Below are 15579 nucleotides of genomic sequence, written 5' to 3'. Positions count from 1 at the left end.
ATTTTCCCTATTTGGTTGATATTAAATATATGTTCCATATCGCACTCTATGAACCTCAGATCGCCCCCAATACAGGTAATATAATTCGTCTGGTTGCGAACAACGGTTGTTATCTTCATTTAATCGAGCCATTGGGGTTTGATCTAGAAGAAAAGAAACTTCGACGTGCGGGTCTGGACTATCGAGATATGGCAAACGTAACGCGCCATAAGGACTATGCTTCTTTTCTTGAGGCTGTTGAAGGGCGGCGAATTATTGCATGTACAACTAAGGGGAGTGGGCCTCATGATCAGCTCACTTACCAGGAAGGTGACGTATTATTGTTTGGTTCTGAAACGGCAGGGCTGCCCGATTCAGTTTTAGCGAGTATTCAGTCAGAACACAGAATCCGCATTCCAATGATGGTCGATAGCAGAAGCCTAAACTTGTCCAATGCAGTGGCAATCATAAGTTATGAGGCTTGGCGTCAGTGCGGATTTAAAAATGCTCAGCTAGTGGGCGAGTTTTCTCCTTCATAAGTGCTTTTTATCTGCTTTATTTTTTCTTTTCGTAAACGGTCTAGCTGCTCGCCAATTTCTTTCCCTTTGTAGCCCTCGGCAACGATCTCTTTTGTGGTGATTAAGCTGAGAGTGTGTAATATCCGGCTAAAAAGATCTGCTTGTTGGTATTGCGCCTTTTCAAACCCGGTCCTACCTCGTGAGTCTGCCTTGCTGCACAGTAATATTTCTGCAAAGCGCTCAGGGCGTCTAAAGGCGTCGCACTGCTTTAAAACTTTCAGAATGGTTTCACTTCTTAACTCAAAAGCTTTATGGATGTGCGTGTGATATTCACTGCATAAACATGCCAGGTCTCGGTATTCATTCGGTACTCGATTTCGTTCACAGAGCTTCTTTATCGGCTCTAAACCTAGGCGCTCATGGCCATGATGGCTTGGCCATTTTTCAGGGGCGGTACAAGCTTTTCCCAAGTCGTGTGTAAGAGCAGCAAAGCGAACTTGTTTTGATTGGCTTAGTTGACTAGCTTGCTCCAAGGACATGAGAGCGTGGATGCCACAGTCGATTTCTGGGTGGTACTTTTCTGGCTGAGGAATGCCAAATAGCGCATCGATTTCCGGGAATACGACTTTCAGGCAGCCAACTTTTCTAAGTGCTTCAAAATAAATCCAAGGGGACTTTTCACTTAGTGCTCGTTCAGTTTCTTGCCAGATACGCTCAGGGACTAAATGATTTGCCTCACCTTTCAGAACCATTTTGCTCATGAAATCGAGTGTTTCGTCAGCTATTTTAAAGCCGAGGTGATAAAAGCGAGCAGCGAAACGAGCCACGCGTAGAATTCTTAGTGGGTCTTCTGTGAAGGCTGGCGAGACGTGCCTGAGTAGTCTGTTCTTCAGATCGTCTTGACCGCCATACGGATCAATCAGCTCACCGTCTGCGCTCATTGCCATCGCATTAATGCTTAGGTCTCTTCTGATAAGGTCTTGTTCTAAAGTGATTGATTTTGACGTGTCAAAGCTGAAGCCTTGGTAGCCCTGACCGTTTTTACGCTCTGTCCGCGCAAGAGCGTACTCTTCTCTAGTTTTGGGGTGGAGAAATACAGGGAAGTCTTGGCCGACCTGGGTAAAGCCTTGTTTAAGCATCTCGTCTGGGTTGCTACCTACTACGACCCAGTCTTTATCCTTGCTGTTAATTTCGAGCAAAGAGTCACGTACAGCACCACCCACAAGGTAGGTTTTCATCACATTCAAGCCCACGGGAGAGAAAGAGCTAGAATGCTAAACCAAATCCTATCGAACCGCCAGCTTCTACTTCACTCAGCATAAATGCAGCCTCAATATTGAAGTGGCGTGGCTGGTATAAAAAACCAGCTGTTAAGGTGTGATCTTCTTTTGAGGCCTCTTCTGTTTCAGCAATATTGAAGCGCGCACCTGCACGTAAGTGGAAGTCATCTCTCCAGTAATACTCACCACCAAAAGATATGAAGCGGGTATTGCCTTCGAAGGCGAACACTTCATCTTCGTTTAGATCAATATCAAGCGTCATCATATAGTCTTCACGGTAAGTGGCTAAACCCACTTTATAGCGTGCTTGAACTGAAGGCTTGCCTCGAGGTAATTCATCAGTGGGTACGGGAGGGGAGAATGTTGAAATGTCGGTTGGAAACATATTCATTCCAGAAATACCGAATACCCACTCGCCTTCTAGCCACCAACCATCCAGGCCGAATTCTTCACGTAAAAAGTTGTCGGTAAACAGGATTGCTAAGCCTATATCTACGTTCCATTCTAGGTTGCTATCACTAGGTCTGTCAGCCGGAGCGTTATTCACATCGTATTCATCTAGCGGCCTTGAAACTTGAGATGCATTGAACTGAATCAGTTTGGGTGTAAAACCCCACGATATGGGCATGTTATAATCAATAACATTGGTTGTAGCGACGGTTGCGCCCATTTCTTCATAGTCAAATTGAGTGCTTTCAACCGATGAACTTAATAGGTCTTCAATACCTGTGGATTCCGCAAGGCCAGTAGTTTCTACTTGTCTAACAATGTCATCAATAGTTGCTGCATCTTTATTTAGGATGGTGCTTACTTTGCGAATTTCACGGCGAGTGTAGAAATTGATAGTTAGCGGGTCAGTATCCACTAACAAGTTAAAGTTATGCATTTCATCAGAGCGATATGAGCTAAAACTTTTTTCACTTAGAGAGTCTTTTAGAAGTTTAGCGGTATCTCTGGTGTCGCTAATATCTCCGCTGTTAGCGGCGTTGATAAAGTCTTGTTCTATTGGTGAATTTTGATAGTCGAGAACGTCAGAGTTAAAAGACTCTCCGTAAAGCTGTCGCTGGCCACTATTTATTGCAAGATAGATCTTGTCGGGCTTATCGCCTCGGTTGAAGGCAATCAAAGCAGGGTTGTGAGCGGACGCGTTAAACTTTGAAGCTGAAGCAACACCGGTTCCGCCCATAGCCATGGAACGAGGGTCTAAAAATACTTTGTAGCCACTTAGTGCGGTTGAGCTATAAGCGAGACAAACTAAGCAAATGGCAAAGTTTGATAAGCTGAAGGTGGATCTGAAATTCATTATTTCCTTGTTCCTTGAGCGGGTCCTGACTAGTTAACTTATGCTGGCTAACGGTACGGTGACTGTACGTAGCTTGATCCGTAGAGGCAATTTTAACGGAAAGTCGAAAGTGACAACGACGGGCACGTCACGCTTTGTAACATAATGTCCAAATTCGTGGTAATTTTTTTGGCTTAACTGTGCTTATGTATTGAAGTCATTTAATGACTCTGTATTGCCGCCTAACAACCTTATTTGCCGCTTAGAGCTATGAAAACGGCAAGCGCTCTCCTGAATTGCTGCAAATTTTACAGTAATGACTTGGCACAGGATTTTCATAGTGATTATGAAAAACTCAGGTATTTGGCTCTTATTAACGCATTTAAGTATCTGTTGTTCGGGGTGTCTCGATGCGATCTTCGCTCACCATTTACTGGGAACCTAGTTTGATATGCTTGCTTTGAAGAATCTAGTCATTTTTTGTTTACTAACCGCTGCGCTCTGCTTTTCTCCGGCTCATGCCCATAAATATAAAGATAAGAATAGTGTGGGTACGATGAAGAAAGAGGAGAAGGAGCCGATTGAGCCTATTGTAGTCCGTGTTACGGGGTATGGCGCTTATGAAAGAAAGGAGGACTCGGAGTCAGAGTCGAAGCGTTTGATGGCGATAAGGGCCTCAAAGCTTGATGCTTACCGTACCTTGGCCGAAAGGCTTTACGGTATCGGAATCAGTGGTGGTTCCCAGGTTGATGAGTTTGTGATGAAAAGTGATCACTATGCAGCGGCTGTCGATTCTTATGTGCGAGGTGCAAGGGTAGTTTCGATTATTGAGAATAAGGGGCGCGGATTTGAGACTGTGTTGGAAATATTACTGCCAGGCGATTTTCACGACTGTATCAATAAAATGAACAATATCAAGTTCGGTATAGATTGCCACCGGCCACTGCCTATGGCTTCCAGTAGTGAGCCCCGCACTAAGCGTGCTGCATCTCAGTCAATGCAATCTGTATATTTTTTGAAGTGAGGTTGGTATGAAGTATTTTTCCTTCTTGCTCGCTCTAATGTCTTGTTTGCTATCACCAGTAAGTGCTAATGCAGAGTGGATACAAGTCACAGGGCAGGCAGATTTTGATGGTCAACGCTATGATCTGGCGAGAGATCGTGCTCGACAGGATGCGCTTAAGCAAGCTCTGCTTCAGGCGGGTGCCCGAGTAAAGAGTGATCAACGTGTTAGCAATGGAAAGATAAGTAAGGACTACTTTTCAGTTTCGGGTGAAGCGCGTATTCGTAAATCTGTACTACAAGATGAATTTGTTAAAAAAGGCATCTTGAATCTGGTGATGAACTTTGATGTTGAAGAAGTTGCCAGTTGCCCTGATTCCCAAGCAAAAAAATATCGTAAAAAAATCGCGGTGCTGGGGTTTTCGGTTCAGTCTCCTGCTCAACTGAGATTGGGGGGGTTTCATAATATTGAGCGTGGATTGGCCAGTGCACTTAATCAGTCTTTACAGCTGCAAGATAAGTTAGTTGTTTTCGAGCAGAGTGAGTTTTCTTTGCATCAGGATGTGATCAATGCGCCCAGTCACTTCACATCGCAGAGTACACTGACCAAAGCGGCTGATTACGCGAAGCAGGTTGGAGCTCAATTTGTTATCTCAGGTGTGGTGAGAGATCTGTCGCTAGAAGACCCGGAAGCTTTCTCCACATCATATTGGGCGAAACTGAAAAGGATGAGCAATAACGCCAATATCAAACGTCGCTTTGCAATGGAGCTATTTGTTCATGATGGCTATAGTGGTGCGATTATCTGGCAAAGAAGTTTTGCAGTATCTGCGCCGTGGGAAGATGATATTGATGATCTGAGTGGCTTTGGCACTGCAGAGTTCTGGAATGACGAATATGGTCTAGCAGTCGCTCAACTGGTGGATGGTGTTGCTACTTTAGTAGGAGAGCAATTGGAGTGTCAGCCCTTTATTGCACGTATATCAAGAGTTGACGGTAAAACATTACACTTCAATTCGGGTGCAAGCTCCGGTGTTCGCCCTGGAGATAAGTTTTCTTTATATCGTACCTACAATTATTACGACGCAGATATGCTAGCGGGTACTGAACTAACGAATGTCAAGACATCACTCACCGTTTCTCAGGTGCACCCTGGTTTTGCTAGTGGTAGTGTCAGTATGGACCCAGGGCGAATAAATATACAAGAGGATGACTTGCTAATCGCTTGGTAGTTTTTACACCCAGTAAGAGAAAAATATTAGTAGCAGTCCGCCCAAATACCGTTGGATAAAATGCTTTTTGTCCAGCGAGTCGCTCTTCAGTTCTTCGCTGCAGCTCAGGTCGTCACGAAAATTAATTGCCAATTGCTCTCGGCTGGCGGTAAGTTGCAGGCTGTAATCGATTTCCAAATCATGCATTAGGCTGCGGGTGTTGAGGTTACTTGAGCCGATGCAAGCCCAGTCATCAATAATCAAGGTTTTAGAGTGCATGATTCCTGCTTGGTATTCGTAGAGTCGGATGCCAGCTTCAAGTAATGTTGAATAGAAGAACGCAGAGGCCCAAGGAATGAAAAATATATCCGAACGCCCGGGGAGTAATATTCTTACATCAACCCCGCTTTTACTTGCTGTGCATAGGGCGTCTTGCAGTTCGCTATCTGGTACAAAATAAGCGTTCGCTATCCATACCGCATGCTTTGCATTTTTAATTCTCTGTAATAAGTCTTTTCTCTGTTTTCGTCTTAAGCGGCGGCTGAAGTTATAGAGAAAAGGGCTCTCAGGCAAGTACCGAGCGCTGGTGCGACATGAGTGTTTATACCAGCAGGTGTCGAAAGCTAGCCTTACGCTCTGGGTTACTTGTCCAGATATTCTGATTGCTGTGTCACTAAATTGTTGACCGCCAAGGGCCTTGGGTAAATGCGCTTTTGTAATGTTGAAACTGCCAAGAAAAACCAGCTTATCATCAATGAGTACAAGCTTGCGGTGGTCACGATTATTAATATAGCTCAGCAAGTGCCATAACTTAAAAATACCAGCAGCAGGGAAGAGGGATAAAGGCCATAGATCAAAACGCCAAGGTAATGGCCGGTATACTTTTACTTCAGCGCCGCAATTAATGAGCTGTTTGGCAACCTGCTCAAAATTATTACCTGCCCCAACTCCGTCAACCAAAACCCTGACTTGCACTCCTCTTAAAGAAGCGTTTTCAAGAGCTTGAGAGATGGCCTGACCAATAAAATCATTGTTGAAGATATATGACTCAAGTAAAACTTCTTGCTGGGCAAGATCAATTGCTTCGATAAGCTGCTCATAATAACTTTGTGCGTCGACAATGATCGATTCGCTAGTCGAAAGCTGATTGCGTGTCATGGTGTGGTCAGCGTAGCTAATAGATTGATGACACTGATTCTAATACACGGCGCTGAATTAAGGGAGCTTGTAAGGAGGTTTGGAAGCAGAAATATTCGAGAGGGCTTGTTACTAAGTTTTAAAAAAGCTTTGGGTATAAAAAATACCCAAAGCTTTACCACCAGGAGATGGAGTAGGTTAAGCTTATTTAAATCGACGTACGCCAGCTAAACCTAATAGACCAAGACCAAATAGAGCAAGAGTCGCTGGCTCAGATACAGTAGCTGCATCAATATTTGCTACAGAAAGTGACTGCCATGTGCTGCCGCCATCTGTTGTGAAACGACCGCTGCTATAACCGTTGCAGCAGTTTTCTGCCCAGTATAGGTCGATAGTGTGGCTGCCAGCAGAAATACCGGCAGTGCCAGATAGAACGTCAGAATTGTTCCAGTTGTATTGCCACCAAAGGTCATCAGTTCTATTTTCGATTAGGCTACCATCAACATATAGAGCTGCGCCGTAGCCTGCGTCCAAGCCAGCTTCGATTCCCCACGAGCCGCTTATAGCAGATGTTAGTGAGATGCTTAAGTGGCTGATCGTGTTGTTGCCAGAAAAGAAACCACTGAAATCTGAAATATTTAGTGAGTTAATCGCTTAAGTTTGATCAGTCCATGAAGTAATAAAATCCGTGTCGTCTATACCATTAGTGATACTACGAGTGTCAATAGTCATCGTCGTTGCGCTAACGTTTAAGCTCAGCGCTGCTAATACTAAAGTAAGAGCGCTTAGAGTAATTTTTTCATGTGTGTATCCTAGTTGTATTACATTGAATTTGGTGGCTGGTCAGATTAAAGCTATTTATATGCCTGTTTGAAAAAAATTATATAAAACAATATATTGAGTTTGTTTTTGTCTTGTTGTTTTTCATAGGTTGTAAAAAATATCGACACTTATATCTATGTCTGATGTGACCCCATGAAAGGCTTGCTAGCGAATATAGTCTAATTTAGCTAGCAGTTATTTCGGTAATGCTTTGTTCAGGATAAAGAAGCCGAATATACCAGATATCAGCGAACCCACGACGATACCAAGGCGTTCATCAAAGATCATGTTGACTCCGCTTTCTTCAAAGGCAAGTGAGCCAATAAACAAGCTCATTGTAAAGCCAATACCACAGAGTGCCGCTGTGCCATACAGGCTAAGCCAGTTCATGCCAGAAGGTAGTTGGGCTAGTTTAAGTTTAATGGCAAGCCAGCATAAACCGAATATCCCCACTTGCTTACCGACAAACAAGCCTAGCGCGATGCCAACGGGGACGTTATGAAGCATTTGCTCTAAACCTATACCTGATAGATTGATTCCAGCATTGGCGAAGGCGAAGACGGGGAGAATTCCAAAAGCAACGACTGAGTGAAGGTCATGCTCCAGATCTTTAAGCGGCGAGAACGAAGGGTTCTCTCTAGATTTCATAGGAATGAATATCGCTAGAACTACACCTGCAAGTGTCGCATGAACGCCCGATTTAAGCGTTGCAACCCACATAATGATACCGATAAAAATATAAGCACTTTTGGAGATGACATTTCGTTTGTTCATGATAATTAGGAAAGGGATGCAGCCTGCAACGATTATTAACGCGCTTAGCGATAATTTATCCGTGTAAAACAATGCGATGATCAGAATCGCGCCAATATCATCAAAAATTGCTAAAGAGGTAAGGAATATTTTAAGCGAGGTAGGAACTCTGGAACCAAGAAGCGTCAGGGCACCAAGGGCAAAAGCAATATCGGTTGCAGCAGGAATGGCCCAACCACTAAGGGCCTGAGGGTCTTCGTAATTAAAGTAAACATATATAAGTGCAGGAAATAGCATGCCACCCAGTGCGCCGATTCCGGGTAAGACTATATTTCGCTTGTCGGAAAGTTCGCCTTCTAATAGCTCTCTTTTTAGTTCTAATCCGACTAAAAAGAAGAATACCGCCATCAGGCCATCATTAATCCATAGCAGTAATGGCTTCGCGATTTCCAGTGCGCCAATCTTGACTTCTACAGGGGTTGATAGCAGCAATTCATAAATTGAAGATAAGGGCGTATTAGCAAACACTAAGGCAAGGACTGCTGCAAAAATTAGTAATATTCCACCGGCAGACTCAAGCTTAAAAAAGTCAGAGATAAAGTTTTGTGGATGGTTGTTTTGTAAAGAATTCATGATTAGCCTTAGACCTTACTTATGCTTATATCTTAAGTCGTAATTTACTTGGTAGTTACTCAATAGGGCATTTATTACCCAGTTCATCAATGCATACAAATGTGATTCGAGTTTCAAATAAAACTGTATCTTTGTCTTCGCGAGCGTTTCGTACTGAAATAAAATAAGTAATTGAAGAGTTTCCCTGTCGCTCAAGGTCGACCTTAAAACAAATTATTTCGCCACAGTCGATTCGATGTTTGAATTCAACATTATCGAGTGCAACGGTAACGAATCGCAGCCCTGGGTAGTGAAGGGCGGCCGTCATATAGGCGACTTCGTCTATCCACATCAGCAAGTTGCCACCAAACAAGGAGCCTTGGTGGTTCATATGCTCAGGTAATACTAACTTATGATGTTGCATGCTGCGTAAAGCTTTAGTTGCTTCGTGACTCATTGCATCTCCTTAGATAAATCGATAACGTTATATTCTATATATTATTATCGGCTTCACCAATAGATTTCGTAGGAGATATCATGTCAAAAAATATACTTGTAACCGGAGCAAATCGTGGTATTGGCTTGTCTTTCTGTCAGTACTATAAGTTTAAAGGTTACTCGGTGTATGCCGTCTGTCGTGAAGCTAGTGAAGAGTTGTTGTCGTTGGGGTGCCAGATAATCGCAGGAATCGATGTCAGCAAAGCAGAGGATGTGGCTAGACTAGGTGTTGAGCTTCAAGGTGTGAAATTAGACCTTCTTATTAATAACGCCGGAATTCTTCGAGATGAGGTATTGGGGCATATCGACTATGATCAGCTCGAAGAGCAGTTTCGCGTGAATGCATTAGGCCCCTTGCGAGTAACAGAGGCGCTTCTCGGCAATTTGGATAGTGGTGGTAAGGTTGCCATCATCACCAGTAGAATGGGATCCATAGCTGATAATAGCAGTGGCGGTCGCTATGGCTACCGCATGTCTAAGTGTGCCTTAAATATCGCCTCAGTTTCTCTCGCGATGGATCTAGAAGATCAAGGTATTGCTGTCGGAGTCTTCCACCCGGGTCTAGTGGGTACTGAAATGATAGGAGGCTATGGCGACATTACCCCTGATCAAGCTGCTGAGCGTTTAGCTCAGAGAGTAGATGAGTTGAATCTTACGAATACTGGTACGTTCTGGCATTCAAATGGGGATGTTCTGCCTTGGTAGCTAAGTGAGGTTTAACTGACACTTTTTAATCAAACCTCGTGAGGTGGAAATGCAGTTGTTGGGTGATATTCAAAATAAGTTAGAGCGAGATTTTGGCAAGCAGTGGTTGCTGGCCAAAGATGAAATTGAGGCCTTGTTTGTTAAAACAAATTGGCGTGTAACAAATCGAATTGTACGTGCGGCCATCTATGTCGCGGACGGAGACTTCGATGAGTTAAGTCGATCTATAGAGCGTGTCCTATCAGATTATAAAGATCTTTTATGGCAGGCGGAGTATGACCGGGGAGATGATCAGTTAAGGGACTTCAATAAGAGTTTCGGTGAGCTCAATCTTTAGTTTATCGTAGAGCTTGATCTGGTGATTCTCAGTGCTGGTGTCATCTATGAGGGTAAGAAGTAAGGTGTTTCTGGGTAATCAATACCCAGAACGTATTTTTTACTATTACTGCTGAGAGAGCTTTCTAGAGAAACCTAAACCTAGTAAGCCTAGAGCAAGTAAAGCTATGCTGCCTGGCTCGGGAGTCTCAACTGTGTTACCCGTGTTTCTTCCCCAAAGCATAAAGTTAGATAAGCCGCCACCATTTCCGTAGCTTTGATTGTAATCAAACGTGCCAGTTGTTGAGCTTGTTGCAATGGATCATGCGAAGAAGTCAGAAGTGTTATCTTGAGGGTTTCCGCCAACATGCATTGAGATCACTGCTTCATCAAACTGACTCCAAAATGAACTGTGAATGCCCCATATTCCGGTAACGTCGGTGCTTCCCCAAAGAGAACCTGTATTTAAACCGATTCGTAATGGGCCATCAGCTAAGCTTAGGTCAGTACCTTCAAACCCTGCGATGTCAGATACTTTTTCCCAGCTAGGTGTGTCACCATACAGATTGTTGATATCGTTAGTGTGTGGGTTTCCATTACCAGATTCACAGACGGTGGATATGGTTAACTCTGCAGTTCGCCCTTCGCTAGTACAAATCGCTGCAAAAGATTGGCTGGCAAAGCTTAGTAACGCAATACCTGATATTATTTTAAGAGTATTTTTCATGATATTCCCTGTTAATAATTTTACATAAGGGTTTTAACGCATAAATTGTACCAATGATTTGCCTCTGTCTTTAACTACAATTAATTATCATGCTTTTTAAGTGTAAAAAATAAGGTTTTGTTATGGGGGGGTAAACTAATCTGACAGTTAATTGTGTGAATGTGAACTTGCGCATATGTACATTAAGGGTGTGTTTGGCTAAAGCGTCTGGAGGCAAATAAGCCAAATAAGCCAATGATAAAGAGTGCGATATTTGCAGGTTCTTCAATGCGAATAACTTCGGTAACTCGTCCCCATAGTTTTAGGTTTGATAAACCACCTCCACCACCGGCTAGACGCTCGTAGCTGAAACTTCCTGTCGATGCTCCATCGGACAGTTTCCAAGCAAAAAAGTCGGGGTCTCCGCCTCCATTCCCTACGCGCATTGATATTACACCCTCATTGTAAGCATCCCAGAAGGCAGAATCTAAGCTCCATTCACCAGAAACATTGCTCTGTCCCCAGTTAGAGTTTGGATCCAGTGACACCCCAAACCAGCCATCGCTACCACCAGAGGTATTGTCTTCTACTGAGCTAACTCTTTGCCAGCTAGGGGGGGTGTCAAACAAGGCGTTAATAGCACTAATGCTGGGGTTTCCTAGGCCCGTTATACAGTTCGTTGCAGGACTTAGATCGGCTGTTCTGAGACTGCTTCCGCATGAAAGTGAAAGTGCTTGATTGGATGATAATATTAGAACTAAAAATAGGAAGAGACTTTTGACAATAGACATCTTATACACCTCGAAATAAGCGTCGATTAAGAATCTAGAGTCTTGATGCAATAACAATACTTTATTCAGGTCTGGTGATGTTTTTCAGTAGCTTATCGTAATGATTGGTTCTTTTTGTGATGCAAGTCACATCATAAGTGTTAAGTAATTCGACGCTTGTCGCTGCTGATTAAGTGAGTTCTTGGGCCTTGTAAAACCTACAAGTAAAGGTCTCTAAGCGCTTTCAAATTGTCTTAGGTCAATTTCACTTTGTGAGTATTGGCCTATACTCATTTCTAGAGTTTTGTTTCTAGGGCCTAAACCTTGTTTGGGCTATCAACTTCTAACTTTGTATAGATTAAGGGAACTTAGTTTGCAGCAAGGCATACTCGCTATTTTTCGTTCAATGCTAGGTAGTCTCAGAGACCTGGCGCCGATCATAATTGTTATTGCATTTTTTCAATTTGCAGTACTTCAGCAGCCGATACCTAACCTGGTCGATATGATTATTGGTGTCATATTTGTATTGCTTGGCTTGACGTTTTTCATTTTCGGTCTGGAAATGGGCTTATTTCCGATCGGTGAGTCAATGGCTCATGCCTTAGCAAAGAAGGGTAGTGTCGCTTGGCTGATTGCTTTTGCTTTTGCATTGGGCTTTGGTACGACAATAGCTGAACCTGCCTTGATAGCAGTCGCTGCAGAAGCCGCAACGGTCGCCGCAGAAGGCGGCATGATCGAAGCAACTGAAGCCGCTAAAACAAGTTATGCCAGTGGCTTACGATTTACGGTGGCTTTTTCTGTAGGCTTGGCGATCGTTCTGGGTGTGGTGCGTATTATTGCAGGCTGGTCGATCCAATGGATGATTATTGGCGGCTATATTCTAGTTGTGATTATGACGAGTTTCGCACCAAAGGAAATTATCGGGATTGCATATGACTCGGGCGGTGTGACAACCTCAACGATTACTGTTCCTCTGGTGACTGCGTTGGGCGTAGGTTTGGCTTCATCAATCAAGGGCCGAAATCCGATGATTGATGGTTTTGGATTAATCGCATTTGCGTCGCTATCTCCGATGATATTCGTGATGGCTTACGGCATGATCATATAGTGAGCTCGGCGCTTAATGGAACTTCTCAACGATATTATCGACATTACGTTCGCCACGATTAAAGACGTGATTCCTATCGCGGCTATATTGTTTGGCTTTCAATTTCTTGTGATTCGCAAGCCTATACCCAATATGAAAAGGGTGCTGTTTGGTTTCTTGTACGTGCTGATCGGGTTATCGCTATTTTTACTCGGTTTGGAAAGAGCCTTATTTCCCTTAGGTAAATTAATGGCGCAACAGTTGACTGATCCAGCTTTTATAGCAGGAGCGAGGGATATTGGTGCCGATGCACTTCAGTGGTTTGATTATTATTGGGTCTATCTGTTCGCCTTTGCCATAGGATTTAGTACCACGATAGCAGAGCCCTCTCTAATAGCTGTAGCGATCAAGGCGAATGAAGTATCGGGTGGTGCGATCGGCATTTGGGGTTTGCGTATTGCCGTCGCAATTGGTGTAGCAGTAGGTATTTCCTTAGGAACTTATCGTATCGTTACCGGAATTCCGATCCATTATTTTATTATCTCTGGTTATGTGGTCGTCGTAATTCAAACTTGTTTTGCACCCAAACTGATCGTGCCTTTGGCTTATGACTCAGGTGGTGTAACGACATCTACTGTAACTGTGCCTTTGGTTGCAGCCTTGGGTTTAGGCTTAGCTGAAACAGTACCTGGGCGAAGCACTTTGATTGATGGTTTTGGTTTAATCGCTTTTGCTAGCTTATTTCCAATAATGTCGGTGATGGCCTATGCGCAAATTACTGAGTATTTGGCTAAGCGAAACCAACAACAGGGCTTGGCACAAGCTGAATAAGCTCTGTACAGAGTTTGTAGAGAATTTCGAATAGGGGAAAGTACATGCATTTTAAATTATTGCTGGTGTTTGTAGAGGATGACAAAACCGATAAGGTCATGAAGGCTGCGCGAAAAGCTGGGGCGACTGGTGCCACAGTGATCAACCATGCCAGAGGCGAAGGGATTAAAAAGAGTAAGACTTTTTTTGGCCTGACCCTGGAGACTCAACGGGATGTCTTGCTGTTTATAGTTGAAGAGCACTTAAGCCGGCATATATTAGAGACTATTGGACAGGTAGGCGAATTCGATACCAGTCCGGGTACGGGAATTGCCGTACAGTTAGATGTTGAAGATGCTGTGGGCGTCTCGCACCAAATACAATCTATTGCAGCTAAAGTCGAGGAAGAGTTATGAGTCATACCAATAAAACGGTTGTTAAAATTAAGGATGTCATGCGGAGTAACTACGTTGAAATGGACGGCATGATGACCGTTAAAGACGCCTTGATTCAAATGAAAGAGCATAATGCTAGCTACGTGATTATCAAAAAACGTAATGAGGATGACGAGTACGGCGTTGTGATGCTGTCAGATATCGCTAAAAAGGTATTGGCAAAAGATAAGTCACCTGATCGCGTTAATGTCTATGAAATTATGTCTAAGCCCGTTGTCAGTGTCCCACCTGAAATGGATGTGCGCTATTGTGCTCGTTTATTTGATCAGTTTGGCTTGGCGAGTGCGCCAGTTATTGATGGTAAAAACGGTAAAGTAGTGGGTGTGGTAGGTTATAAATCTTTGGTTTTTGAAGGTATTTTAGTAGAGCAGCATACCTTGGATTAAAGCGTATTACAGTATTTTGGATGGCTATGGATTGTTAGGGTGAGTGACTAATTGCGAATTCTATAATAGCCATTTATTCAGACTCTCGACTATACTGATGACAGTCTTAACTGTAACAACGACAAATAACAATAATAAATGCAATAGAGGGTCGTTATGGATCAAGAGGTCCTGGAGAAATTATTACGCGCTCAGCAATCGATTACCGAAATGGTTTCGTCGGGCGCGTCTCTACCAGAGTGCTTGGAAGAAATCTGTAGTTCAATCGAGCAGGCCTTGGCAAGCAAGGCCGGCAAGAGCTCGATTCTTTTATTGAAAGGGAACAACTTACACCACGGCGCAGCACCGAGTTTGCCTAAGGCATATTGTGACGCTGTTAATGGTGTCGAAATAGGCGAAAGCGTTGGCTCTTGCGGCACGGCTGCGTTTACTAAGCGGCAGGTGATTGTTGCCGATATCGCTACAGACCCCTTGTGGGCGGACTTTAAAGGCCTTGCTTTACCTCACAACCTAGTCGCTTGTTGGTCGACGCCCATTGTCTCTTCAACAGGTGAGGTTTTGGGCACCTTTGCTATTTATTACCCCGAGATTCGCTTCCCTGAACCTGAAGACCTTAAGTTAATTGATCACTTCACTGGCTTATCTCGTATAGCAATTGAAAGAGAGTATTCAATGCAGCGTGAACAAGTCTTGAATGCCCAGCTAAAAACATCCAACGAAAAGCTCAAAGCTTTTATCTCCGTCATTCCCGATTTGGGCCTCATTCTCGATGAAGAAGGTAATTATATCGATATCTATGGTGGCAATGGTGAGCTACTGGTTGTCAATAGTTCAGAACTTATCGGTAAAAATATACGAGAAGTGATTGATTGTGATACCGCTGTTCAGCTGACTTCTGCTATTAGGCGGGCGCTCGAGTATTCAGAGCTGGAATTTCTTGAATATACTCTAGAAGTGAAGGGGGGACGCAGGGTCTTTGAAGGGCGAATCTGTCCGATCAATCATTACTTGCCTGAGCAGCCAGAAAAAAAGCATGTTCTGTGGATCGCCCGAGATATTACCGAAAAAAAGCAGGCAGAAGAAAATATTGAGAGGCTGGCTTACTATGATCCATTAACAGGCTTGCCGAACCGTAGAATGTTTAATGATTATCTTGATTGCACGGTAGATAAAATTGCTCGCTATGATTTAATCGGCGCATTGCTATTTATGGACCTGGATAATTTTAAACGAATTAACGACTCGCTGGGC

General features: G+C 43.6%; 19 protein-coding genes. 10 read left to right on the top strand and 9 right to left on the bottom strand.

Annotation, left to right across the window (positions count from 1 at the left end; genetic code table 11):
• Positions 1 to 29 precede the first annotated feature (29 nt).
• Entirely contained in the window at positions 30 to 518 is a 489-nt protein-coding gene (locus A3766_RS04810) for a tRNA (cytidine(34)-2'-O)-methyltransferase (RefSeq protein ID WP_068511345.1), read from the top strand.
• Here A3766_RS04810 and A3766_RS04805 read toward each other — a convergent pair.
• Positions 488 to 1735: a multifunctional CCA addition/repair protein gene (locus A3766_RS04805; protein ID WP_068511343.1), complete on the bottom strand. Its 1248-nt coding sequence runs from the start codon at positions 1733 to 1735 to the stop codon at positions 488 to 490. The two genes, A3766_RS04810 and A3766_RS04805, sit on opposite strands and share 31 nt — an antisense overlap.
• 28 nt (positions 1736 to 1763) lie before the next feature.
• Positions 1764 to 3080 carry a conjugal transfer protein TraF gene (gene traF, locus A3766_RS04800; protein ID WP_068553194.1) on the bottom strand — a complete coding sequence of 439 codons (1317 nt, stop codon included), beginning with the start codon at positions 3078 to 3080 and terminating at the stop codon, positions 1764 to 1766.
• Between the two features lie 430 nt (positions 3081 to 3510).
• Between traF and A3766_RS04795 the strand changes: the two genes are divergently transcribed.
• Both A3766_RS04795 and A3766_RS04790 read left to right on the top strand, forming a co-directional pair.
• Positions 3511 to 4083 carry an LPP20 family lipoprotein gene (locus A3766_RS04795; protein ID WP_068511254.1) on the top strand — a complete coding sequence of 191 codons (573 nt, stop codon included), beginning with the start codon at positions 3511 to 3513 and terminating at the stop codon, positions 4081 to 4083.
• A gap of 7 nt (positions 4084 to 4090) precedes the next feature.
• Entirely contained in the window at positions 4091 to 5293 is a 1203-nt protein-coding gene (locus tag A3766_RS04790) for a flagellar assembly protein T N-terminal domain-containing protein (protein WP_068553171.1), read from the top strand.
• A 3-nt stretch (positions 5294 to 5296) separates the two neighbouring features.
• On the opposite strand, the gene A3766_RS04785 is transcribed toward A3766_RS04790, so the two are convergent.
• The 4 genes from A3766_RS04785 to A3766_RS04770 all read right to left on the bottom strand — a co-directional run bounded on the left by A3766_RS04785 (position 5297) and on the right by A3766_RS04770 (position 9053).
• Positions 5297 to 6430, bottom strand: coding sequence for a phosphatidylserine/phosphatidylglycerophosphate/cardiolipin synthase family protein (locus A3766_RS04785; RefSeq protein WP_068511250.1), 1134 nt, complete (start codon positions 6428 to 6430; stop codon positions 5297 to 5299).
• A gap of 183 nt (positions 6431 to 6613) precedes the next feature.
• Positions 6614 to 7045, bottom strand: coding sequence for a CCXG family PEP-CTERM protein (locus A3766_RS30395; protein ID WP_255375148.1), 432 nt, complete (start codon positions 7043 to 7045; stop codon positions 6614 to 6616).
• A gap of 381 nt (positions 7046 to 7426) precedes the next feature.
• The gene (nhaA, locus tag A3766_RS04775) at positions 7427 to 8617 is read right to left on the bottom strand and encodes a Na+/H+ antiporter NhaA (protein WP_068511248.1); all 1191 of its coding nucleotides are present in this window, start codon (positions 8615 to 8617) and stop codon (positions 7427 to 7429) included.
• Between the two features lie 55 nt (positions 8618 to 8672).
• Positions 8673 to 9053: an acyl-CoA thioesterase gene (locus A3766_RS04770; protein WP_197475850.1), complete on the bottom strand. Its 381-nt coding sequence runs from the start codon at positions 9051 to 9053 to the stop codon at positions 8673 to 8675.
• Between the two features lie 80 nt (positions 9054 to 9133).
• Here A3766_RS04770 and A3766_RS04765 point away from each other — a divergent pair, with 80 nt between their 5' ends.
• Positions 9134 to 9799, top strand: coding sequence for an SDR family oxidoreductase (locus tag A3766_RS04765; RefSeq protein ID WP_068511247.1), 666 nt, complete (start codon positions 9134 to 9136; stop codon positions 9797 to 9799).
• Between the two features lie 49 nt (positions 9800 to 9848).
• Positions 9849 to 10136 (top strand): hypothetical protein, encoded by a 288-nt coding sequence (locus A3766_RS04760; protein WP_068511245.1) that lies wholly within the window; start codon positions 9849 to 9851, stop codon positions 10134 to 10136.
• A 105-nt stretch (positions 10137 to 10241) separates the two neighbouring features.
• Here the strand turns inward: A3766_RS04760 and A3766_RS32590 are convergent, their stop codons facing one another.
• From A3766_RS32590 to A3766_RS04750, 3 genes are all read right to left on the bottom strand, one after another.
• On the bottom strand, positions 10242 to 10358 hold the full coding sequence (locus A3766_RS32590; protein WP_082865496.1) for a PEP-CTERM sorting domain-containing protein: 117 nt from the start codon (positions 10356 to 10358) through the stop codon (positions 10242 to 10244).
• Positions 10359 to 10436: 78 nt separating this feature from the next.
• Positions 10437 to 10841 carry a hypothetical protein gene (locus A3766_RS04755; RefSeq protein WP_068554980.1) on the bottom strand — a complete coding sequence of 135 codons (405 nt, stop codon included), beginning with the start codon at positions 10839 to 10841 and terminating at the stop codon, positions 10437 to 10439.
• Between the two features lie 182 nt (positions 10842 to 11023).
• Positions 11024 to 11611, bottom strand: coding sequence for a hypothetical protein (locus A3766_RS04750; RefSeq protein WP_068511242.1), 588 nt, complete (start codon positions 11609 to 11611; stop codon positions 11024 to 11026).
• Positions 11612 to 11996: 385 nt separating this feature from the next.
• On the opposite strand from A3766_RS04750, the gene A3766_RS04745 reads away from it, so the two are divergent.
• From A3766_RS04745 to A3766_RS04725, 5 genes are all read left to right on the top strand, one after another.
• Positions 11997 to 12698, top strand: a complete 702-nt coding sequence (locus tag A3766_RS04745) for a DUF1538 domain-containing protein (protein WP_068511339.1) — start codon at positions 11997 to 11999, stop codon at positions 12696 to 12698.
• 15 nt (positions 12699 to 12713) lie between these two features.
• A complete protein-coding gene (locus A3766_RS04740; RefSeq protein ID WP_068554982.1) occupies positions 12714 to 13508 on the top strand; it encodes a DUF1538 domain-containing protein in 795 nt (264 codons plus the stop codon).
• 44 nt (positions 13509 to 13552) lie between these two features.
• On the top strand, positions 13553 to 13903 hold the full coding sequence (locus A3766_RS04735) for a P-II family nitrogen regulator (RefSeq protein WP_068511238.1): 351 nt from the start codon (positions 13553 to 13555) through the stop codon (positions 13901 to 13903).
• Positions 13900 to 14328: a CBS domain-containing protein gene (locus A3766_RS04730; RefSeq protein ID WP_068511236.1), complete on the top strand. Its 429-nt coding sequence runs from the start codon at positions 13900 to 13902 to the stop codon at positions 14326 to 14328. Before A3766_RS04735 ends, A3766_RS04730 begins: the two co-directional genes overlap by 4 nt.
• Positions 14329 to 14484: 156 nt before the next feature.
• Positions 14485 to 15579, top strand: a 1095-nt coding sequence (locus A3766_RS04725) for a GAF domain-containing protein (protein ID WP_156508693.1), incomplete at its 3' end; no start/stop codon positions are given.

It is taken from the genome of Oleiphilus sp. HI0132, assembly GCF_001635845.1.
Note: the sequence above shows the minus strand (reverse complement) of the source record. Positions and strands in the feature narration are given on the sequence as shown.

What these genes read in the sequence shown, in the direction of transcription:
- A3766_RS04810 (WP_068511345.1), top strand. Translation starts at nt 30, where the DNA reads ATGTTCCATATCGCACTCTATGAACCTCAGATCGCCCCCAATACAGGT.
- A3766_RS04805 (WP_068511343.1), bottom strand. Translation starts at nt 1,735, where the DNA reads ATGAAAACCTACCTTGTGGGTGGTGCTGTACGTGACTCTTTGCTCGAA.
- traF (WP_068553194.1), bottom strand. Translation starts at nt 3,080, where the DNA reads ATGAATTTCAGATCCACCTTCAGCTTATCAAACTTTGCCATTTGCTTA.
- A3766_RS04795 (WP_068511254.1), top strand. Translation starts at nt 3,511, where the DNA reads ATGCTTGCTTTGAAGAATCTAGTCATTTTTTGTTTACTAACCGCTGCG.
- A3766_RS04790 (WP_068553171.1), top strand. Translation starts at nt 4,091, where the DNA reads ATGAAGTATTTTTCCTTCTTGCTCGCTCTAATGTCTTGTTTGCTATCA.
- A3766_RS04785 (WP_068511250.1), bottom strand. Translation starts at nt 6,430, where the DNA reads ATGACACGCAATCAGCTTTCGACTAGCGAATCGATCATTGTCGACGCA.
- nhaA (WP_068511248.1), bottom strand. Translation starts at nt 8,617, where the DNA reads ATGAATTCTTTACAAAACAACCATCCACAAAACTTTATCTCTGACTTT.
- A3766_RS04770 (WP_197475850.1), bottom strand. Translation starts at nt 9,053, where the DNA reads ATGAGTCACGAAGCAACTAAAGCTTTACGCAGCATGCAACATCATAAG.
- A3766_RS04765 (WP_068511247.1), top strand. Translation starts at nt 9,134, where the DNA reads ATGTCAAAAAATATACTTGTAACCGGAGCAAATCGTGGTATTGGCTTG.
- A3766_RS04760 (WP_068511245.1), top strand. Translation starts at nt 9,849, where the DNA reads ATGCAGTTGTTGGGTGATATTCAAAATAAGTTAGAGCGAGATTTTGGC.
- A3766_RS32590 (WP_082865496.1), bottom strand. Translation starts at nt 10,358, where the DNA reads ATGCTTTGGGGAAGAAACACGGGTAACACAGTTGAGACTCCCGAGCCA.
- A3766_RS04755 (WP_068554980.1), bottom strand. Translation starts at nt 10,841, where the DNA reads ATGAAAAATACTCTTAAAATAATATCAGGTATTGCGTTACTAAGCTTT.
- A3766_RS04750 (WP_068511242.1), bottom strand. Translation starts at nt 11,611, where the DNA reads ATGTCTATTGTCAAAAGTCTCTTCCTATTTTTAGTTCTAATATTATCA.
- A3766_RS04745 (WP_068511339.1), top strand. Translation starts at nt 11,997, where the DNA reads ATGCTAGGTAGTCTCAGAGACCTGGCGCCGATCATAATTGTTATTGCA.
- A3766_RS04740 (WP_068554982.1), top strand. Translation starts at nt 12,714, where the DNA reads ATGGAACTTCTCAACGATATTATCGACATTACGTTCGCCACGATTAAA.
- A3766_RS04735 (WP_068511238.1), top strand. Translation starts at nt 13,553, where the DNA reads ATGCATTTTAAATTATTGCTGGTGTTTGTAGAGGATGACAAAACCGAT.
- A3766_RS04730 (WP_068511236.1), top strand. Translation starts at nt 13,900, where the DNA reads ATGAGTCATACCAATAAAACGGTTGTTAAAATTAAGGATGTCATGCGG.